Source organism: Janthinobacterium sp. PC23-8 (assembly GCF_002250505.1).
GTDB lineage: Bacteria > Pseudomonadota > Gammaproteobacteria > Burkholderiales > Burkholderiaceae_D > Janthinobacterium.
Genome location: NZ_NJGY01000002.1, coordinates 407,061 through 427,771, shown reverse-complemented (window position 1 = coordinate 427,771; position 20,711 = coordinate 407,061). Strand labels below are relative to the sequence as shown.

The 20,711-nt window shown below is 62.4% G+C and carries 21 protein-coding genes; 11 read left to right on the top strand and 10 right to left on the bottom strand.

Translation table 11 applies throughout. The features are described 5' to 3' along the window. Positions 1-4: 4 nt before the first annotated feature. The 4 genes from CD932_RS17040 to CD932_RS17025 all read right to left on the bottom strand — a co-directional run bounded on the left by CD932_RS17040 (position 5) and on the right by CD932_RS17025 (position 4,511). Entirely contained in the window at positions 5-940 is a 936-nt protein-coding gene (locus tag CD932_RS17040; RefSeq protein ID WP_094443982.1) for an ABC transporter substrate-binding protein, read from the bottom strand. Between the two features lie 76 nt (positions 941-1,016). Beyond that, positions 1,017-1,979 (bottom strand): transaldolase, encoded by a 963-nt coding sequence (tal, locus tag CD932_RS17035; protein ID WP_094443981.1) that lies wholly within the window; start codon positions 1,977-1,979, stop codon positions 1,017-1,019. Positions 1,980-1,991: 12 nt separating this feature from the next. Then, positions 1,992-3,473 (bottom strand): xylulokinase, encoded by a 1,482-nt coding sequence (gene xylB, locus CD932_RS17030; protein ID WP_217907324.1) that lies wholly within the window; start codon positions 3,471-3,473, stop codon positions 1,992-1,994. 30 nt (positions 3,474-3,503) lie between these two features. Further along, positions 3,504-4,511, bottom strand: a complete 1,008-nt coding sequence (locus CD932_RS17025; protein WP_094443979.1) for a LacI family DNA-binding transcriptional regulator — start codon at positions 4,509-4,511, stop codon at positions 3,504-3,506. 203 nt (positions 4,512-4,714) lie between these two features. Here CD932_RS17025 and CD932_RS17020 point away from each other — a divergent pair, with 203 nt between their 5' ends. Next, a complete protein-coding gene (locus tag CD932_RS17020) occupies positions 4,715-5,527 on the top strand; it encodes an ABC transporter substrate-binding protein (RefSeq protein WP_094443978.1) in 813 nt (270 codons plus the stop codon). Positions 5,528-5,548: 21 nt separating this feature from the next. Here the strand turns inward: CD932_RS17020 and CD932_RS17015 are convergent, their stop codons facing one another. From CD932_RS17015 to CD932_RS17005, 3 genes are read right to left on the bottom strand one after another with little or no spacing between them, the layout of a single operon-like run. Next, positions 5,549-6,286 (bottom strand): NRDE family protein, encoded by a 738-nt coding sequence (locus tag CD932_RS17015; RefSeq protein WP_094443977.1) that lies wholly within the window; start codon positions 6,284-6,286, stop codon positions 5,549-5,551. Further along, entirely contained in the window at positions 6,277-6,567 is a 291-nt protein-coding gene (locus tag CD932_RS17010) for a DUF4936 family protein (protein ID WP_094443976.1), read from the bottom strand. Before CD932_RS17010 ends, CD932_RS17015 begins: the two co-directional genes overlap by 10 nt. A gap of 7 nt (positions 6,568-6,574) precedes the next feature. After that, positions 6,575-7,657: a folate-binding protein YgfZ gene (locus CD932_RS17005; RefSeq protein WP_094443975.1), complete on the bottom strand. Its 1,083-nt coding sequence runs from the start codon at positions 7,655-7,657 to the stop codon at positions 6,575-6,577. 178 nt (positions 7,658-7,835) lie between these two features. Here CD932_RS17005 and mltG point away from each other — a divergent pair, with 178 nt between their 5' ends. From mltG to CD932_RS16960, 9 genes are all read left to right on the top strand, one after another. After that, the gene (gene mltG / locus CD932_RS17000) at positions 7,836-8,822 is read left to right on the top strand and encodes an endolytic transglycosylase MltG (RefSeq protein WP_094443974.1); all 987 of its coding nucleotides are present in this window, start codon (positions 7,836-7,838) and stop codon (positions 8,820-8,822) included. A gap of 22 nt (positions 8,823-8,844) precedes the next feature. Then, positions 8,845-9,498, top strand: a complete 654-nt coding sequence (gene tmk / locus CD932_RS16995; RefSeq protein ID WP_094443973.1) for a dTMP kinase — start codon at positions 8,845-8,847, stop codon at positions 9,496-9,498. Between the two features lie 6 nt (positions 9,499-9,504). Beyond that, positions 9,505-10,533, top strand: coding sequence for a DNA polymerase III subunit delta' (locus CD932_RS16990; protein ID WP_094443972.1), 1,029 nt, complete (start codon positions 9,505-9,507; stop codon positions 10,531-10,533). 46 nt (positions 10,534-10,579) lie between these two features. Further along, complete coding sequence (locus tag CD932_RS16985) at positions 10,580-11,095, top strand: GNAT family N-acetyltransferase (protein ID WP_094443971.1); 516 nt, start codon at positions 10,580-10,582, stop codon at positions 11,093-11,095. 97 nt (positions 11,096-11,192) lie between these two features. Next, positions 11,193-11,972, top strand: a complete 780-nt coding sequence (locus CD932_RS16980; protein WP_094443970.1) for a TatD family hydrolase — start codon at positions 11,193-11,195, stop codon at positions 11,970-11,972. A gap of 19 nt (positions 11,973-11,991) precedes the next feature. Continuing rightward, complete coding sequence (locus CD932_RS16975; protein WP_254926643.1) at positions 11,992-12,651, top strand: ankyrin repeat domain-containing protein; 660 nt, start codon at positions 11,992-11,994, stop codon at positions 12,649-12,651. Positions 12,652-12,891: 240 nt separating this feature from the next. Further along, positions 12,892-13,815: a methyltransferase domain-containing protein gene (locus CD932_RS16970; RefSeq protein ID WP_094443969.1), complete on the top strand. Its 924-nt coding sequence runs from the start codon at positions 12,892-12,894 to the stop codon at positions 13,813-13,815. 100 nt (positions 13,816-13,915) lie between these two features. Beyond that, the gene (locus tag CD932_RS16965; RefSeq protein ID WP_094443968.1) at positions 13,916-14,164 is read left to right on the top strand and encodes a hypothetical protein; all 249 of its coding nucleotides are present in this window, start codon (positions 13,916-13,918) and stop codon (positions 14,162-14,164) included. A gap of 153 nt (positions 14,165-14,317) precedes the next feature. After that, entirely contained in the window at positions 14,318-14,518 is a 201-nt protein-coding gene (locus CD932_RS16960) for a hypothetical protein (protein WP_094443967.1), read from the top strand. Positions 14,519-14,575: 57 nt separating this feature from the next. Here the strand turns inward: CD932_RS16960 and CD932_RS16955 are convergent, their stop codons facing one another. After that, complete coding sequence (locus tag CD932_RS16955) at positions 14,576-15,694, bottom strand: phospholipase A (protein ID WP_369679841.1); 1,119 nt, start codon at positions 15,692-15,694, stop codon at positions 14,576-14,578. Between the two features lie 227 nt (positions 15,695-15,921). Between CD932_RS16955 and fusA the strand changes: the two genes are divergently transcribed. Further along, positions 15,922-18,027, top strand: coding sequence for an elongation factor G (gene fusA / locus CD932_RS16950; protein ID WP_094443966.1), 2,106 nt, complete (start codon positions 15,922-15,924; stop codon positions 18,025-18,027). Positions 18,028-18,092: 65 nt separating this feature from the next. Here fusA and CD932_RS16945 read toward each other — a convergent pair whose 3' ends face one another. Together CD932_RS16945 and CD932_RS16940 are read right to left on the bottom strand one after the other, a co-directional pair. Next, positions 18,093-19,256 carry an HlyD family efflux transporter periplasmic adaptor subunit gene (locus CD932_RS16945; RefSeq protein ID WP_094443965.1) on the bottom strand — a complete coding sequence of 388 codons (1,164 nt, stop codon included), beginning with the start codon at positions 19,254-19,256 and terminating at the stop codon, positions 18,093-18,095. Between the two features lie 18 nt (positions 19,257-19,274). Continuing rightward, positions 19,275-20,708, bottom strand: a complete 1,434-nt coding sequence (locus tag CD932_RS16940) for an efflux transporter outer membrane subunit (protein ID WP_254926642.1) — start codon at positions 20,706-20,708, stop codon at positions 19,275-19,277. Positions 20,709-20,711 lie beyond the last annotated feature (3 nt).

Genomic DNA, 20,711 nt, shown 5'->3' with positions numbered 1-20,711 from the left:
CAGATCAGTTCTTTACCCAGCCCGTGTAGGTCGCGACGTTTTCCTTGGTGATGGCCGGGGTCGGCAGCAGCACCATGGTTTGTTTCGGCGTACGGCCATTCATGATGTCGTAACCCATCTGCACTGCCTCGGTGGCCATGCGGTAAGGGTTTTGCGCCGAGGTGGCGGCGAACAGGCCCGCCTTGTTTTTCAGGGCGTTCTGGGCATCGGGCGCGCCATCGACGGCGGTGATCAGTTTCACGTCGGTGCGCTTGGCTTGCTTGATCGCCAGTTCGGCGCCGATGCCGGTAGGATCGTTGATGGCGAACACGCCATCGATCTTCGGATGGGCCGTCAGCAGGTTCGACATCACGGTCATGCCGCCGTCACGGCTGCCGTTGGCGTTCTGGTTGTCCGACAGGACTTTGATGTCCTTGAAGGCGGCCAGGGTTTTCTTGCAACCGTTGACGCGGTCGATCACGGAGGTCACCGGTGGGCCGTTCAGGATCACCACATTGCCCTTGCCGCCGATCTGCTTGGCCAGGTAGGCGCACGAGACGTCGCCAGCCATGGTGTTGTCGGACATCACGGTGGCCGAAGCGCCGACGGCGCCGACGTCGACCGCGATCACCACTACGCCGGCATTGCGCGCTTTCTTGATGGCCGGTGCGATGCCCTTGGAGTCGACCGCATTCAGAATGATGATGTCAGTCTTGTTGGCGATAAAGTTTTCGATCTGGTCGACCTGGGTGTTCAAGTCGTACTTGCTCGATACGGTGGTCACTTTCACGCCAGCGCCGCCGATTTTCCTGGCGCTTTCTTCAGCGCCGCGGCCAATTGCCACGAAGAACGGGTTGGCCAGGTCGCCCACGCTCACGCCGATCGATTTCAACGGTTTGTCGGCAGCAAAAGCGCTGCAGGCGGCGGACAACAGCAGGGTGGCGGTAATTACTTTTTTCATGAGAATCTCCAAGGGTTCTTATAGTCAAAAACAACGGTACTACGCGATAAAACTGCTACGGGGTAAAAACTGTTTTTCAAGCGGCCTGGCGCAGGTCCTCGATCATCTTGTCGAGTTTGCCAGCATCGACGGCAAAGCCGCGGATGCCTTCGGCCAGCTTTTCGCTCGCCATCGCGTCCTCGTTCAGGGCGTAGCGGAAAGCGGCTTCGTCATACGTGATGGCCGCTTGCGGCGCGCCATGGTCCGCAGTGTCCGCTCCCAGCGCGCGTTCGAACGGCTCTTCGGACGCTTCGAGCCTGGCCAGCAGGTCGGGGCTGATGGTCAGCAGGTCGCAGCCGGACAGGGCGGTGATCTGGCCCGTGTTGCGGAAGCTCGCGCCCATCACCTGGGTGGCGATGCCATGCTGCTTGTAATATTGGTAGATGCGGGTGACCGACTGCACGCCTGGATCGTTGGACAGCGAACGGGCCGCTTCGTCCCACGAGGCGCCGAGCGATTTCTTGTGCCAGTCGTAGATACGGCCCACAAAAGGCGAAATCAGACGCACTTTGGCGTCGGCGCAAGCGACGGCCTGGCAGAAAGCGAACAGCAGGGTCAGGTTGCAGAAGATGCCGTCCGCTTCCAGTTCGCGCGCAGCCTCGATGCCTTCCCAGGTGGCGGCGATCTTGATCAGGACGCGCTCACGTTTGACGCCGGCCGCTTCGTACAGGGCGATCAGGCGGCGGGCCCTGGCCACCGTGGCGGCGCGGTCAAAGCTCAGGCGGGCGTCGACTTCGGTCGATACGCGGCCCGGCACCACTTTCAGAATTTCCAGGCCGAAGCGTACCAGCACCTGGTCGACGATATCGTCGAGCGCGGCGCTCTTGTGCGCGGCAACGGTGTCGGCCAGCAGCGGCGCATAGTCGGACTGCAGCACGGCTTTCAAAATCAGGGACGGGTTGGTGGTGGCGTCTTGCGGCGCAAACCGGGCCAGTTGCAGGAAGTCGCCGGTATCGGCGACCACCGTGCTGGCTTGTTTCAATTGTTGCAGTTGATTCATCGTGACTTGTCCTTAGGTAGACGACAGTTGATGCAGTGCCTGAACGGCAGGAAAGAGGCTGCGGTATTTCTGGTAACGAATGCTCAGCGCCGCGTGTTGTTCGCTGTCTGGCAGGAAGGTGTTTTTCACTTCCAGGCCGCTGGCCAGCAGCCGGGCCTCGCCGATGGCGGCAAAGCCCAGTTTGGCCGCGCCCATACTCGCCGACAACTCACTGTTGTGCAAGGTGCGCATTTCGCGGCCCAGCACATTGGCCAGCAATTGCGCCCAGTACTGGCTGCGCGCGCCGCCGCCAACCAGCAGGCAATGCGGCACGGTGGCGCCGGTCGAGATGACGGCCGCCATGGCGTCGCGCAAGGCGAACGCCACGCCTTCGAGCACAGCGTAGCCAAGCTGCGCCGGATTGCTATCATGGCCCAACTGTAAAAACGCGCCGCGCACTTGCGGATCGTTGTAGGGGGTGCGCTCGCCGGACAGATACGGCAGGAACAGCGGTGCGTCGGCGGCCACCGGCAAGCTCAAGGGCAAACCGGCCTCGACCAGCGCCAGCAGCGCCGCTTCGTCGGGCTGGTTCAGCACGCCTGTGGCCCAGCGCAAACAGCTGGCGCCCGACAGAATGGCGCCCATGGCGTACCAGCGGCCGGGCAGGGCGTGACAAAAGCTGTGCACGCCGCCGTTCGGATTGCCCAGCGGCTGTTCGGTGACCGAAACGATGGCGGCGCTGGTGCCGAGCGAAATGAAGCTGTCGCCCGCGTTGACGGCGCCGATGCCAACGGCCGAGACCGGGTTGTCGCCGCCACCGCCGGCCACCACCACCTCGGTGCTCAAGCCGAGCACGGCAGCGGCTTCGCGCGTGACGGTGCCGGTGGCCGCAATCCCTTCGACCAGCGGCGGCAGTTGCGCCAGGCGCAGACCGCAGGCCTCCACCATCGGCGCGAACCAGGCGCGGCGCGGCACGTCCAGCCACAGGGTGCCGGCCGCATCGGACATGTCGGTGATTTTTTGCCCCGTCAAACGCAGGCGCAGGTAGTCTTTGGGCGACAACACGCAGTCGAGCACGGCAAACGCCTGCGGCTCGTGTTTTTGCAGCCACAGCAGCTTCGGCGCGGTCAGGCCGGCCATCGCCAGGCTGCCCGTCACGTCGGCAAACGCCGGATAGGCGTGCGCCAGCTGCGCTGCCTCCTGATGGGCGCGCGCATCGTTCCACAGGATGGCCGGGCGGATGCAGGCGTCATTGCAGTCGAGCAACACGGCGCCATGCATCTGGCCCGACAGGCCGATGCAGGCAATCGCCGCATAGTCGTCGGCGTGCTTGCTGCGCAACTGCGCCAGGGCCGACACGCAGGCGTCCCACCAGTCCTGCGGCGCCTGCTCGGACCAGCCAGGGTGCGGGCGCGAGACGGCCAGGCGCACCGAGGCCTGGGCCCGGATGGCGCCGTGGCTGTCCATCAGCACGGTTTTCAGTTCGGAGGTACCGAGATCGATACCGAGGGAAATCTTGTTCGTCATGGTTTTCAATGAAAGGACTCAGGAACAGCCACAGGAGTTGCGCACGCGCAGCACCGGCGACAAGCGCTGTACATGCTGCGCGCGTTGTGGATGGGTCAGGCGCTCGATCAGCAGGTCGACCGCCATCGCGCCCAATTCTTCCAGCGGCTGGGCCATCACGGTCAGGCGCGGGCTGAAGTAATCGGCCCAGTCGAAATCATCGAAGCCGGCCAGGGCCATGTCTTGCGGCACGGCCACTTGCGCATCGCGCAGCGCATGCATGGTGCCGATGGTCATCAGGTTATTGCCGGCAACAATGGCTGTCGGCCGCTGCGCCAGTGGCAGCGCCAGCAGTTCACGCGTGGCCGCGCCACTGCGCTCGAGATTGGAATGGCCCCATTGCAACAGGGCGGCATCGAAGGGCAGGCCGGCGCGGGCCAGCGCCAGGCGGTAGCCGGTGATGCGCTCCTCGGTGGTCGACAGGCCGGGCGCGCCGGCGATAAAGCCGATGCGGCGGTGGCCGTGACGCACGATCAGATGGCTGATCAGCTCGCAGGTGGCTTCGACATTTTCCACACCGACCTGGTCAAACGCCTGCGCCGACATGCGGTCGACCAGCACCGAAGCGATCTTGTTACTTTGGAGATATTCCAGCGCGCGGCCCTGTGGGTCGCCCGAGGGCGCCAGCACGATGCCGTCGACCCGGCGCTGGTGCAGGTTCTGCACCACCTTGAGTTCCTGCTCCGGGTCGTCATGGGTATCGGAAAACAGCATCATCATGCCGTGCCGCGTGCAGGCGGCCTCGATGGCGCGCACGGTTTCGCTGAAATAGTGATTGGTAAAGGCGGAGATGGCCACGCCGATCGTGCCGGACGAGGAACCGGCCAGCGCGCGCGCCAGCATATTGGGCACATAGCCAATCTGCTGCATGGCCGCGTTGACGGCGGCGACGGTTTTCGGGCTGACCTTGCGGGTGCCATTGACTACATGCGAAACGGTCGACAGCGATACGTCCGCTGCCCGCGCTACATCTTCCATGGTGGCCATGGTGTCTCCTGGTGTACTTTTTTTTATTGTTATCATTTAATGCACGGCTTTGCCGCGTTTGATGCCATCCTAAACAAAAGAAAGCGCTTGCGCAAGCGCTTTCTTTTTACGGGACGCGCGTTCTCCAACTTGTTTCCATATTGTTTTTGGAAGGCAATGGTGTATCGTGGCAGTTATTCGCGCGGCGGGCGGGCGAGGCCATTATGGAGAGCAATCTGGTGATCGATGCAGTAAAACAGGGCCGGCGGCGGACCACGGCGGCGGCCATCCTGGCGTTGCTGGGACTGGCTGGTATCGGCCGTGCCGGTGCCCAGGCCGCGCCATCGGCGCCGCGCCTGATGCTGGTGACCGAGGAATTCAAGCCGTTCAATTATATCGAGCAAGGCAAGCTGACCGGCTACAGCGTGGAAGTGGCGCGCGCCCTGGTCGAGCGCGCGGGCATCGCCTACAGCCTTGCGGCCTATCCGTGGGCGCGCGCCTACCGCATGGCGCAGCAATTGCCCAATGTGCTGATCTTCAGCCTGGCCCGCACGCCGGCGCGCGAAAAACAGTTTCAATGGATCGCACCGCTGGCGCGACGCCAGGTCTATCTGTACCAGTTAAGCAAGCGCAATGATATTGAGGTGCGCAGCCTGGACGACCTGGCGCGCTATATCACGTCGGTCAACCGCGACGATATCGCGCACACGCAACTGGCGCAGATGGGCCTGGCGCAGAAAGGGCGGCTGGACCTGACCAACAACGCGCTGTCGGGCCTGAACAAGCTGCTGGTAGGGCGGGTTGACCTGATCGTCGGCAATCCGCATTCCATCGGCGCCCTGTGCGCCAGCGCCGGCGTGTCCGAGAGCGTCGTCAGGCGCGCCATCTTGCTGTCCGATGATTCCGACTATTACGTGGCGGCCAGCCTGGGCACGCCGAGCGCCACCGTCGAGCGCTTGCGCGAGCAGTACCGCCAACTGCGCGGCACAAGTTACTTGCAGCAGCTGGCCGCGCGCTACCATGTGACGCTGCGATAGCCGGTTTATTGCAGCAGCAAGCTATTGGACCAGCAGTTCGTGCAACTCGCCCGGCGCGTCCGGGAACAGCTTGACGACGGTCGAGGTGCGGGTGCCGTAACCGGGCGTGTCGATGCACACGGCCGACAAGACCCGTTCCAGGTCCAGCGGCACGCCCGTGTCCGGCAAGCGGAAGTCCGGCGCGCGGGTGGTATCTGCCAGCATTTCGAAATACGCTTCGTCCGGTGCGCCCAGGCACATCAGGCTGGCGAACTGTGCCTTGGTTTTCAAGACCTTCGGCCAGGGTGCGTCGAGCAGGGCGTTCGACAGGCCATAGATGCCCGGCTCCAATGGCAGGCCATTGCGCGGGTCGTCGTCGCCGCGGTTGGAAAACCAGATCAGGGTGTGGGCATCGCCCAGCACCAGATTAAAGCCGTTGTAGGTGGCGCAGCCGGGGCGGATCTGCGCGATATAGTCCTCGGCCGACATGGCGCCGGCCAGGTAATCGGCCACCAGCGCGCCGCGCGAGGGCGCGTCGGCGCGATAGTCGTGCGGACTGCGGATATTCGTGATGGCCGCAAAGCGCGACGCGCCACCGGCAACGCGCGTGATACCCATCCAACTGCCACCGGCCTGCAGGTCGCGCCCCGCATACACGTGCGGATGTTCCGGCCAGCTGCCGGCCGGGGCGCTGGCGCGTTCATAGAATTCGTCGCGGTTGGCGGCGGCAATCAGTGGCACGTGCGGATTGACTTTCCAGGCAAAAACGATCAGGCACATGGGGGCAAGTCCATGAAGGTTTCCACATGGCGCCCGCCGGCCGTCAGGCTCAGCAAGCCGGCCTCGTCGGCGGCGGTCGCCAGTTGCCCGGCAAAGCCTTCGCCGACCACCGGATAGATTTCCATCCACGTCTGCAAGCCGTCGCGGCTTTCTGGGCGGCGCTTGAGCTGGGGCGATACGCCGGAATCGGCAGCCAGTTTTGCCTGCAGCGAGCGCACGCGCGCTTCGAGCGCCTGTGCGTGCTCTTCTTTTACCTGGTAATAGATATACAAGTCTTTCATGGCATCCTCACAGGTCGAGTGCGTCGAGCACATAGGGCATGGCCAGCAAGCGCAGCGGGGCGCCCTCGGTGGAACCGAGCCGCACCGCGCCTGCGGCTGCGCCTTCTTCGATGGCCGCCAGTTTCATTTCCACCAGCGCATCGACGCCGCCGCCGCCATTCGGTGCCGCGTTGACGATCATGCCGCAAGGCTGAGTCGGGTCGCTGCTGGCAAACAGTTCGCTCCCGGCCCTGGCCTCTGTACTGTCGATGCTGACCAGGGTGGTGCGCCGCTTGAGCTTGCCCAGATACTGGCTGCGCGCGACGATTTCCTGGCCAGGGTAGCAGCCTTTCTTGAAATTGACGCCGCCGAGCAACTCAAAATTGACCATCTGCGGCACGAACTGCTCTTGCGTCGCCTGCGTAATCTGCGGTACGCCGGCGTGGATTTCCGACAGGCGCCAGGCGTCGTTGCCACCCTTGGCGAGGGTGGCGGCCAGGGTTGGCCAGACGGCCAGGGCATTCTCGACCGAGGTCAGCCACTGGTAGCGCGCGCCGCCAAACGCATCGGCCACGCGCAGCAGGGTGCCCATGCTATTGTCGACCTTGCTGAACGGCGTGGCCGGCAGGCTGTCGAACCACTGGGCCAGCAGGGTGCTGGCCTGCCGGCCGCCCAGCCCCAGGACCACCTGGTTGGCCAGGTCGTCGCTGGCGTCGTGCAGCTTGGCCTTGGCGCGCAGCACGAACATCTGCAAGCGCTTCTGCACCGGCGCCTGGAGGTCGCGTGCGAGCTGCAGGTAGACGGTGGTGTCGTTTCTCCACATTAAGAAGCTGGCCAGCAGGCGGCCTTTCGGCGTGCAGTAGCCGGCCAGGCGCACTTGCTCCTGGTTCAGGTGTTCCACATCATTGGTCAGCTGGGCGTGCAAAAAGCTGGCGGCGTCGTCGCCATTGACGGCGATCAGGCCCTGGTCGGTGACGGGCGCGACAAAGCCGTCCTGCAAGTGGGCCACGCTCAAGGCGTTGCCAAAATCGGCGATCGCGGCTTCGCCGCCATCGGCACTGCGGGCGCCTTGCGCCAGTAAAAATTGATTCCAGTTATTCATAATTTCCATTAGATCAGCAATTAAGCATTATGATTACGGGTTCATTATAGTGATCTCGCGTCAAACGCGTCGGCGGCAGCCGGAATCGTCCGCTTAGCGGCGCTTTCAGCCGGTGTTATTCACGACGATCATATTCGGCGCGCCCGGCTGTTGCCCTGAGCTGGCGCGCATCACAAGAATCGGAACAATGGCTTTCTTTAAAAAACTTGTAGTTTGTACCGTGCTCGCCGCCATCGGCTTTGGTGCCACCTTTGTGTACTGGGCCCGGCAGCCGATCACCACCGAAGGCGAGGCGATCCCGTTCGCCATCGCGCCCGGCAGCGGTGCCCATGCGGCCGGCCAGCAGATTCTTGATGCCGGCATCCCGATCGAGCCCTTGCTGTTCAACCTGCTGGCCCGCATCGAGGGCAAGACCTCGAAGCTCAAGGCGGGGTCGTATGAACTCAAGCCCGGCACCTCGCCGCAGCGCCTGATCACGCAACTGGTGCGTGGTGAATTCGCGCAGGAATCGCTGACCATCATCGAAGGCTGGACCTTCAAGCAGATGCGCCAGGTGATGGCGATACACCCCGGCCTCAAGCACGACACGGCGCAACTGAGCGACCGCGAACTGATGGCCAGGATCAGTCCCGAGTATGCGCAGCCCGAAGGCCTGTTCTTTCCGGACACCTATCTGTTCGCCAAGGGCGCCAGCGAGCTGCAGATCTTCAAGCAGGCCCACGTGGCGTTGATCGCCCGCCTGTCGGAGGCATGGGACAAGCGCGATCCGGCCTTGCCCTACAAGAACCCGTATGAAGCGTTGATCATGGCCTCCATCGTGGAAAAAGAGACCGGGCAAAAATCCGAGCGCGCCATGATCGCCGGCGTATTCGTCAACCGCCTGAAAGCCGGCATGCTGCTGCAGACCGACCCCACCGTGATCTATGGCATGGGCGAGGCCTACCAGGGCAAGATCCGCAAGCGCGACCTGGAGGCGGACACCCCGTACAATACCTATACGCGCGGCGGCTTGCCGCCCACCCCGATCGCCTTGCCCGGCGCACAGTCGCTGACGGCCGCACTGGCGCCGGCCCGCACGCAAGCCCTGTATTTCGTTGCGCGCGGCAATGGCACCAGCGAATTTTCAGACAACTTGCCCGACCATAACCGCGCCGTCAACAAATACCAGCGTTAATCTCCAACACAATAAAAGTATCATGACATCATCTTATTCAGCCCGCTTTATCACCTTCGAAGGCATCGATGGCGCGGGCAAATCGACCCATATCGGTTTTGTTGCCGATTACCTGCGCCAGCGCGGCGTGCCACTGGTTTGCTCGCGCGAACCGGGCGGCACCAGCCTGGGCGAAAAACTGCGCGAACTGCTGCTGCATGAAAAGATGCACCTGGAAACAGAAGCCTTGCTGATGTTCGCCAGCCGCCGCGAACATATCGCGCAAGTGATCGCGCCCGCCCTGGCGCGCGGCGAGTGGGTCATTTCCGACCGCTTCAGCGACGCCAGCTTCGCCTACCAGGGCGGCGGACGCGGCATGGACCTGCGCAAGCTGGAGGCGCTGGAAGACTGGGTCCATCCGCGCTTGCAGCCAGACCTGACGTTCCTGTTCGACGTGCCGCTGGCCGTCGCCCGCGCCCGCCTGGACGCCACGCGCTCGCTCGACAAGTTCGAGCAGGAGCAGGCCGATTTTTTTGCCGCCACGCGCAACGAGTACCTGCGCCGCGCCGCGCAGTTCCCGCAGCGTTTTCGCATCATCGATTCCACGCAAAGCATTGCCGATATTCAAATCGAACTGGCCGGATTGCTGGATGTCCTGCTGGATGCTTTGCCTGAGAATGGTTTCGCAAGTGATTGATTGAAAATGACTAGTTCTCTCTACCCCTGGCAGCAGGACGCGTGGCTGCAACTGCAGGCCTTGCGCCCACGTATGCCGCACGCCATTTTGTTCCATGGCGCCCAAGGCATCGGCAAGGCCGACTTCATCGAGCATGTTGCGCAGGCCTTGCTGTGCGAAGACGTGCGCGCCGACGGCCATGCCTGCGGCGCCTGCGCTTCCTGCGGCTGGTTTGTGCAGGGCAACCATCCCGATTACCGCCGCGTGCGCCCGGAAGCGCTGGAAGACGAGGTGCCTGACGAGGGCGAAGGCGAAGAAACTAGCAAGAAAAGCGCCAAAACCAAAACGCCGTCGAAAGACATCAAGATCGAGCAGATCCGCAACCTCGCCGACTTCATGAATATCTCGACGCACCGCCAGGGCTTGCGCGTGGTGGTGCTGTATCCGGCCGAGGCGCTCAATACGCCGGCCTCGAACGCCTTGCTGAAAACCCTGGAAGAGCCGCCGCCGGGCACCTTGTTCCTGCTGGCCTCGAACAGCCTGGACCGCCTGCTGCCGACCATTTTATCGCGCTGCCGCAAGTTCGCCTTGCCGATGCCCAGCCACGAACAGGCGCTGGCCTGGCTGAAAACCCGGGGTTTGAACGACGCCGACAGCTGGCTGCGCGAGCAGGGCGGCGCGCCATTGGCGGCGCTGGCCCAGTCCGAGTCGGGCGGCCGCGAAGAAACCGAACAATTGCTGCAGGTGCTGGCCCATCCGGGCGTGGAAGCGGCGTTGAAGGCGGCCGACAAGCTGCAAAAGTCCCCCCTGGCGCCGTTGGTGGCCTCCTTGCAGCGCTGGCTGTATGATGTGTTTTCGATGAAGCTGGCCGGCACCATCCGCTACTATCCGCGCCACCGGCGCGAACTGGAAGCCCTGGCGGGACGCATCCATATCGGCCGCCTGATGGCCGCCATCAAGGCTGCCAACGAGCGCCGCGCGATCGCCGACCATCCGCTGTCGCCCAAGCTTTTTCTTGAAGACATGCTGCTCGACTATACTGCAAATTGCCAGTAAATTATCTTTTAAAACAAATACTTGTAAATCATTATTCATTCATCACATGAGCTATCGCCACCGTATTGCCACGCTTGCCGACTTGCCTGCCATTGTCGCCATCTATAACACCACCATCGCCTCGCGCGAAGTTACCGCCGATACGGAACCGGTGACGGTCGAGTCGCGCCTGGGCTGGTTTCACGAGCATACGCCGGAGCGCCGGCCGTTGTGGGTCATCGAGTCTGCCAATGATGAGTCTGCTACGCCCGCTGTGCTGGGGTGGTTGTCTTACTCGAATTTTTATGGGCGGCCGGCGTATTCGGGCACGGCGGAGTTGTCGGTGTATATTGCTCCCGAGGCAAGGGGCAAGGGGATAGGCGCTTATGGCCTGAGCGAGGCGATTGCGCATGCGCCGTCCGTCGGCGTGCATACTGTACTGGGATTTATTTTTGGGCACAATGCGCCTTCGCTGGGGTTGTTTCGCAAGTTCGGGTTTGAGCCGTGGGCCAATTTGCCGAAGGTGGCCAATCTGGATGGTGTGGAGCGGGATCTGATTATTCTCGGCAAGCGTGTTGCTTAGATTTTAAAAACGGCGGGCCACAGTCGCGGGCCCCTGCTGGCGTCTTTTGCTGCTTCATGCTCTACGTGGTTCCTCTGCGTCCGGTACAATTCTCTTTATGTATATCGATTCCCACTGCCATATCAATTTCCCCGAGCTGGCTGCTCGCATGCCTGAAATTCTTGCCAAAATGGCCGAGAACAAGGTGACGCACGCCCTATGCGTGTCGGTCGACTTGCCCGATTTTCCGCAAGTGCTGGCCTTGGCTGAAGAGTATCCGCATATTTTCGCCTCGGTCGGCGTGCATCCCGATTACGAGGACACGCCCGAGCCGTCGGTCGATGAGCTGGTACGTCTGGCCGATCATCCGAAAATCATCGCCATCGGCGAGACGGGCCTCGATTATTTTCGTCTGACGGGAGACCTGGAATGGCAGCGCGAGCGCTTTCGCACGCATATCAAAGCGTCAAGAATTACCCGTAAACCGTTGATTATTCACACAAGAGCGGCCAGCGAAGATACCATCCGCATCTTGCGCGAAGAGGGCGCTGGCGTGGCCGACGGCGGCGTGGCCGGCGTCATGCATTGCTTTACGGAATCTCTGGAAGTGGCGAAAGCGGCCATCGACATGGGTTTCTATATTTCGTTCTCGGGCATTGTCACCTTCAAGAGCGCGAAAGACCTGCAGGCCGTCGCGCTGGAAGTGCCGCTGGAGCGTATGTTGATCGAAACCGACTCGCCTTACCTGGCGCCGGTGCCGTTTCGCGGCCGCATGAACGAGCCCGGCTATGTGGCCCATGTGGCGGAATACCTGTCCAGCCTGAAAGGCATCGCGCTGGCCCAGGTCGCGGAACAGACGACCAGCAATTTCTTCAAGCTTTTCAAGCAGATAGCGTAACAACCTCATGCAAAACATAATGCGTAAAACTGCTGCAGCCGTCTTGTTCTGCTGTGCTGGACTGGCTCAGGCGGCGCCAGACCAGGCCGGTTTTTATCGCGCCGTGTCGATCGACAACGCCAGCGGCGTGCGCAAGATGCTGCAGGAAGGCGTCAATCCCAATTTGCCTGACGACCAGCGCGGCGACACGGCGCTGGTGATTGCCTTGCGCGACGACGCCGACAAGGTCTTCAAGATCCTGCTGGAAACGCCGGGCATCGACCTGGAAGCGCGCTCGGCCAATGGCAATACGGCGCTGATGATGGCCGCCTACAAGCACAAGCGCGAGGCGGTCGACGCCTTGCTGGCCAAGGGCGCCAGGGTCAACCAGAGCGGCTGGACGGCGCTGCACTATGCGGCCTCGGCCGGCGATATTCCTATCATGCAAGTGTTCCTTGCGCGCGGTGCAACAGTCGACGCCTACGCACCGACGAATATCACGCCGCTGATGTTTGCCGCCCGCGAAGGACAGGAAGAGGCCGTCAAACTGCTGCTGGCCTCGGGTGCCGATCCCGCTTTGAAAAGCAGCCACGGCTGGACCGCCGCGCAATTTGCGCTGGCCGCCGACAAGCCCGGCGTGGCGGCCATCATCGACAAATTCCTGCAGGCGCGCACCCAAGAGCGCAGCCGCCGCAACTGACGTGACCTGCAACCATTTCCGAACTGGCACGCAATTGCCCCTCATCTCCACAGATGGTGCTGGCCTCTGATTGATGATAATGCTGGTGTCGCATTAATCAGGAGTAATGCAATGGGCAGTCCCTTTTACGCCAGGCGCCGGCTGTTTTGCCGCCGGCCCGCACCCAGCCCATGCGATGTCACTGCTTTCTGGAACGACAAAATCGAACGGAACACGGAACCAGCCCCCACGAGGACACCCATGCTGAATGAACGCGAGATCGAGAGTTGTTACCTGGGGCAATTCATCCCCGTGCATTACCATCACAATATGCTGATGGACCAGAACCGCATGCATGGCTTCAAGTCGGCCATCGACTATGCGGTCACGCCGGGCATGAAGGTGCTGGAACTGGGCGGCGGCACGGGTGTGCTGTCGTGTTTTGCGGCTGCCAAAGCCGACAAGGTCTGGTGCGTGGAGTTCAATCCCGATATGGTGAAGGAAGCGCGCAAGATGCTCGCGCTCAATGCCAACGGCGAAAAAGTCGAAGTCGTGCACGCCGATGCCTTTGAATACCTGCCGCCTGAGCCGGTCGATGTGGTCATCTGCGAAATGATCCATGTCGGCATGCTGCGCGAAAAACAGGTCGAGGTGATCGAATCGTTCAAGCGCCGCTACCTGGCCCGCTTCGGCGGTCCACTGCCGCTGTTCGTGCCCGAAGCGGTGATCATGGCGGTGCAGCCGATGCAGCAGGAATATGATTTCGAAGGGTTTTATGCGCCCATCGTGCAGTTCCAGGAAACCACGGCGATCCATCCCGGCGTGCTGGAACTGGCGCCGCCGGCCGTCTACAGCATCATCGACTTTACCCAGCCGACCGACAGTCTGTTCGGTTTTGACGGCAAGTTCGTGGTCGAGCGCAGCGGCACCCTGAACGCGCTGCGTTTCGTCACCAAAAATATCCTGGCCGTGGTGCCCGAGCGTTCGAGCACCATCGACTGGCTCAACCATTACATGTGCTTGCCGCTGCCGCAGGCGATGGCGGTGAAGGCCGGCGACGTGCTGCAAGTGAGCTTCCAGTACCGCGCCGGCGGCTCGATTCCTTCGCTGGAAGCGTCGATGAAGGTGCAGGTGCTGTACGACGTCACCCTGCAGCCGGCCACGCAGTCGGTCGTCTACGCCTGAAGATTCATCGCTTTCATGGCAACGCTGCGGCATTTGCTCCTGCGGCGTTGCGCCATTCAGGGTATATTCCGTGTTTTACCCAACGGACAGCTTTATTACTATGGAACAGAACGATCAGCGCTACCTCGTGCAGCAAAACAAAATCAGCGACGGCCAGACCCGGCCGCCCGTGTTTGCCAAGGTCATGCGCAGCAAGGAAGGCGTCTTCGAAGGCGTGTCCTTTATCAAATCAAAGGAAAAGGCCACGGTGATGACCATCGCCGACGCCAACCAGGCTATCAAATGGGCCACCGGCAAGAAGCCCAATGCGCATGAATACATCACCAAAGTGATCTGCGTCGGGCAATAAGTAAACACCGTTCATTCCCGTTTTTCGTCTCCCCGTCACGCCAGTTCGCAGTTCATCGCATTGCCATTGCCGCAACGCCAGCATGTTTTATAGTGGCAGCTCGGTAGCGGGGCAAGCACGGCTTGCTCCGCACATTTATTCTGGGAGACGACAATGCTTGGATTCGTGCTGTGGCTGCTGCTGTTGATCGTGTGCTGGCCGCTGGCCTTGCTGGCCCTGCTGCTGTATCCGCTGGCATGGTTGCTGCTGTTGCCCTTCCGCCTGATCGGCATCGGCGTCGATGGCGTGTTCGAGTTGCTGCGCGCCATCGTGATGCTGCCGGCGCGGGTGCTCGGTGGCGGTAGCCGGCGTTAATCCGGTCAGGCATGAAAAATGGCGCCCTTGGCGCCATTTTTACGTTGCAAGCAACAATCAGTAATCGACCAGGAAACCGCCGCCGATCGACTTCTGCGAATAGTTGTAGTCGATCAGGCTCTGGCCGTAACCGGAAAACACTTGCAGATAGCCCTTCAGGTTGGCTTTGAGGGGAAACGCCCAGCCAGCCTGTATGGAGCCGTGCTTTTTGCTGAAGTTGCGGCGCATGGTGGCCGAGAACTCGTGGCCGTCATTGCGGTAGCTCACGCGCACATCGCCGTGGCCCAGGTAGTCGGTGATGTCGATATTGTCATTGTCCGACTTGCTGTTGTCCAGGCGTTTCCAGACGCGGGCTGTGACGGCCAGGTTGTCATGCTCCATGCCCAGTTCCGCATACAGGCGGTTCCAGCTGCGCGACAGGGTCGAGGTCTGGCCATTCGACTGGTGCACCAGACCGAAGTTGGCATACTTGAAGTCCAGGCCGGCAATCGACTTGTTGATCGGCAAGATCAGCATGGCTTCAGGCTGGTAGTTGGTTTCGCGGAACGGGCTCGAGGCCTTGCGGTTATACGCCTGCCAGAAACTTTGCTGGGTATAGCCGAGCCACAGATCGAACGGCGAGCCGGCGATATCTTCCAGCATCTTCATCTTGAAGCTCAGCTGGTAGGTCAGCTCCACGTGCTGCGACTTGACGCCGCCCGGCGTGAATTCCTTGAAAGGCTGGTCGTTCGAGGCGCTGCTGTAGTTGGCCAGCAGCAAATAATTGTCGCGGTGCGGGCGCAGGTTGAACAGGCCGCGCTTCGATGGTTCGTCCAGCTCCCACGCTTGCGTCACGCGCGAGATCGGCGCTTCCGGCGGCGTGGCGCCGCTTTGTGCGACGGCAGGCAAGGCCGCGTTGACGGCGGCCGGCGTGGCCACCCCGGCCGGATTGGCCGCCGTGCTGGGTGAGACGGCCTCGGCTGCGGCCAGGGTGGCGCCGGTAGCGTGGGCATTGCCGCCGGTGCCGATCGTCGCCGCTTCCACGGCCTTGGACAGTACATCGAAGCAGCCCAGGCGGGCGCTGGCGTCGCCGAGCACGGCGCAGCGCTGCAGCTGCTGCTCGAGTTCGCCGGCCATGGCAAACACTGGCGAGGCCAGCAAGGTGGCAAGGATTATTTTTCTTGGGTCGATTTTCATAGGACTATAGGAACATTTCTGTGGGTGCGGCGCGTTTTGATCCAGATTAAACTCTGTTAATGTTATTCACCGGAAAGTATAGCGGAAAGCCCCCGATATTCAGGCGCGGTGGCGTGCGTGGCCCACGGTTTGTTGTACGCATGGTAAAACTGGCCCTGCGCGCGCGCTCTGCTACACTGATATATACCCACAGTGTTGAATTTCCCGGCCCAGGCAAGGAGAGTGTGATGACACGCAGAACCCCCATCGAGCGCTACCGCAATATCGGCATCAGCGCCCATATCGATGCCGGCAAGACTACCACCACCGAGCGCATCCTGTTCTATACGGGCGTCAATCACAAGATCGGCGAAGTGCACAATGGCGCCGCCACCATGGACTGGATGGAGCAGGAACAGGAGCGTGGCATCACCATCACTTCGGCCGCCACCACTGCCTTCTGGAAAGGCATGGCCGGCAACTATCCCGAACACCGCATCAATATCATCGATACCCCGGGACACGTCGACTTCACCATTGAAGTGGAGCGTTCCATGCGCGTGTTAGATGGCGCCGTGATGGTCTACGACGCCGTCGGCGGCGTGCAGCCGCAGTCGGAAACGGTATGGCGGCAGGCCAACAAATACCATGTGCCGCGCATCGCCTTCGTCAACAAGATGGACCGGGTCGGGGCGGACTTCCTGCGCGTGCGCCAGCAGATCGGCGACCGCCTGAAAGGCGTGGCCGTGCCGGTCCAGCTGCCGATCGGCAGCGAAGAACATTTCACGGGCGTGATCGACCTGCTCAAAATGCGCGCCATTACCTGGGACGACGCCAGCTTTGGCGTGCAGTTCAGCTATGGCGCTATCCCGGCCGAACTGCAAGGCCAGGCGCGGCAATGGCGCGACAAGCTGGTCGAGCAGGCGGCCGAAGCCACGCCGGAACTGACCGAGCGCTACCTGAACGGCGGGGAGTTTTCCGAAGACGAGTTGAAACAAGCCTTGCGCGCGCGCACCATCCGCAATGAAATCGTGCCCATGCTGTGTGGCAGCGCCTTCAAGAACAAGGGCGTACAAGCGATGCTCGACGCCGTGATCGACTTCCTGCCGTCGCCCGTCGAAGTGCCGCCCATCATGGGCCATGACGAGCACGACAACGAGGTGGAACGCCATCCGGCCGACGACGAACACTTTGCCGCGCTGGCCTTCAAGATCATGAGCGACCCGTTTGTCGGCCAGCTGACGTTTTTCCGCGTCTATTCCGGCGTGGTCAACTCGGGCGACATGGTCTGGAACCCCACCAGGCGCGCGCGAGAACGGCTGGGGCGCATCCTGCAGATGCATGCCAACGAGCGCAAGGAAATCAAGGAAGTGTATGCGGGCGATATTGCCGCCGCCGTCGGCCTGAAAGCGGTGACCACCGGCGATACCCTGTGCGCGCCCGAGCATGTCATCGTGCTGGAAAAAATGATTTTCCCGGAGCCGGTGATTTCCCAGGCGGTGGAGCCGAAAACCAAGCCCGACCAGGAAAAGATGGGCGTCGCCCTCCATCGTCTGGCGCAGGAAGACCCGTCGTTCCGCGTGCATACCGATGAAGAGTCGGGCCAGACCATCATGTCGGGCATGGGCGAGCTGCACCTGGAAATTTTGGTCGACCGCATGCGGCGCGAATTCGGCGTCGAAGCGAACGTGGGTAAACCACAGGTGGCGTACCGCGAAACCATCACGCGCCCGGTGGCCGATATCGAAGGCAAATTCATCAAGCAGTCGGGCGGACGCGGCCAGTACGGCCATGTGGTCCTGAAGCTCGAACCATTGGAAGCGGGCAGCGGCTACCAGTTTGTCGACGCCATCAAGGGCGGCGTGGTGCCGCGCGAATTCATTCCCGCCGTCGACAAGGGCATCCTTGAAACCCTGAAGTCAGGCGTGCTGGCCGGCTATCCGGTGGTGGACGTCAAGGCCACCCTGACCTTCGGCTCGTATCACGACGTCGATTCCAACGAAAATGCCTTCCGCATGGCCGGCGCGATCGCCTTCAAGGAAGGCATGCGCCGCGCCGCGCCCGTCTTGCTCGAACCGATGATGCAGGTCGAGGCGGAAACGCCGGAAGACTTCATGGGCAATGTGATGGGCGACCTGACGGCCCGGCGCGGCATGGTGCAGGGCGTGGACGATATCCCCGGCGGCTCGGGGCGCATCGTGCGCGCGCTGGTGCCGCTGGCCGAGATGTTCGGTTATTCGACCACCTTGCGCTCGCTGACGCAGGGCCGGGCGACTTATACGATGGAGTTCAAGCATTATGCGGCGGTGCCCAGGCATATTCTCGACCAGGTCGCCGCTGGCAAGACAAAGTAGCCAAACCAAACCCGTGAAGCAGATGCCGGGGTCAGACCGTCTGACCCCGGTTCTTGCCCCTGGGTTTAACGAGCCAGATTCTGCGCAATAATCGTATCGGCAATCTTCTCCGCTTCCGCCACCGGCTGGCTCAGGGCTTGGGTCGCATACAAGGCGCTGGCCAGCATCGGCTGGTCCAGCGTCGCCCCTTCGGCATGGCTGGTGTCCACCGTCACCGTGGTCGACAGGCCGATGCGCAGCGGATGGGCTGCCAGCTCTTTCGGGTCCAGGCTGATGCGTACCGGCACGCGCTGCACCACCTTGATCCAGTTGCCGGTGGCGTTTTGCGCCGGCAGCAGCGAAAACGCGCTGCCGGTACCTGCCGACATGCCCAGCACCTTGCCGTGATACACGACTTTGCTGCCGTACAAGTCCGTCTCGATGGTTGCCGCCTGGCCAATACGGATATTGCGCAGTTCCGACTCCTTGAAGTTGGCGTCGACCCACAGCTGGTCCAGCGGCACGATGGACATCAGGGGCGTGCCCGGCGTCACATGGCTGCCCAGCTGCACGCTGCGCTTGGCCACATAACCGGACACCGGCGCGAGTACGGCGTTGCGGCGCACGGCCAGCCACGCTTGCAGCACATCGCCTTTGGCAGAGAGCACCGCCGGATGGCTGACCAGGCCCACGCCCGCCACGCCGGCCTTGGCCGAGTCGGCCTGGCGCTGCGCCACCGCCAGGGCTGCTTTTGCGTCGTCGACCGCCTGTTTGGCATGGGCCAGGTCTTCACCGGAAATGGTGTGATCGAGTGCCAGCGGCGCGCGGCGCGCCAGATTGCCCTGGGCGGTGACCAGCGCCAGGCGCCGCTGCTCGATCACGGCGTCGTACTGCGCCACGCTGGCATAGCGCTCGCGTTCCTGGCGCACCACATTGCCCAGGCGCGCTTCGGCCTGGCGCAATGCCAGGTCGGCATCGATGGCGTTGAGGGTAATCAACGGCGCGCCGGCTTTGACCATCTGCGTTTCGTCGGCGCGGATTTCGTCGACATTGCCCGTTACCTGGGCCGACAAGGTCACCAGGTTGCCGCCTACATAGGCGTTGTCGGTGACTTCCTCTTTGGACAGCACCAGCTTGTAATAGGCGGCCCAGCCCAGGCCGGCCAGCACGAAGGCGGCGGTAATGGCGATCAGCACGGTCTTGCGCTTGCCGGGGTTTTCGGTGGAAACAGCGGTGTTGTCGTTGCTCATGGTCGGTTCTCTGATGAATTATTTGGTCGTTGTGGTGGAAGCAAAATCGCTGGCGCCGCGATAGCCGCCGCCCAGTGCCACGTTCAAATTGACTTCCGCGTTCTGGCGCTGGTTTTGCAGCTGCATGCCCAGGTCCACCTGGCCGCGCACGGTCATTTCCGCATTGAGCACGGTGGCGCGGTCGGCCAGGCCCTGTTTCAGGCGGGCGTTGGCGTTGCGCAGCTGCGCTTCGCTGGCGCGCAGGCTCTCGCCCTGCAGGCGCAACTGGTGCTCCACGCCCTGCACGCGGGCGCCGGCCTGCGCCACGTCGCGCACCACATTGAACACATTCTGGTTGTAGTCGGCGATCAGTTCGTTGCGCTCCTTGCGCGCGCCATCGAGCCGGGCTTGCAGGCGGCCGCTGTCGAACAGGGGCAGCGACAGGGCCGGCCCGACAAACAGGGTGCGGCTGCCCGCTTGCAGCAACTTGCCGAGCCTGACCGTGTCCAGGCCGATGGACGCACCCAGGTCGATATCGGGATAGAACGCCGCTTGCTCAGCCTCGATCCGGTTCATCGACGCTTGCACCCGCCAGCGCGCTGCCTGCAGGTCGGGACGGCGCGCCAGCAACTCCATGCCCAGCTTGCCGGGCAGACTGTGCGGCAAGGCCAGCACCGCGTGCGGCTGCAGATGGGCCAGCGCGGTGCTGTCCGCACCCAATAGCGCGCGCAGCGCTTCGCGCTCGGTGACGATCTGGGTTTCCAGCAAGGCGATCTGCTGTTCCAGCAAGCTCAAGCGGGTTTGCGCGGACAGATGGTCGTCGTTGACGCCCAGGCCGTTGGCAATGCGCTTGTCCTTGTCCGTGACCAGCGACTGCTGCAAGGTCAGCAGCGCATGCAGATTGTCCATGCGGGCCCAGCCATTTTGCATGCTGAAGTAATGGCGAGCAATCTCGGCGGCCAGCATCTGCTCGGCCATCGCATACTCGGCGCGGCGGGCGTTGACTTCACCCAGGGCGGCGGCGATCTGCGCCTTGTGCTTGCCCCACCAGTCGAGGTCGTAATGGGCTTGCACCTTGAATGTCGCCTCGGTGTAGTAATTGCCGCCGATGGGCGCGGGCGTGAGGCCGTTGCCCGAATAGCGCTGGCGGTTGAGATTGGCGTTCATATCCACACGGGGATCGCGGTCCGCATGCTGGTAGTCAAAAGCGGACAGGGCCGAGGCGATGCGGGTATTGGCCACGTCCAGGCTGGGGCTGCTGGAGAGCGCCTGTTCGACCAGGCCGTCGAGCTGCTCATCCTGGAACTGGCGCCACCACTGGGCCGCTGGCCAGCCTTCGCTGGCCAGATGGATATCGGCGGCCAGCTGCGTTGTCGCCAGGTCTTGCTGCGGCAATACCTGCGTGTCGGGCGGAATGCTGGCGCAGCCGGCCAGGGCAATACTGAAGGCCAGCACGGCAAGGGGGAGCTTCATGGT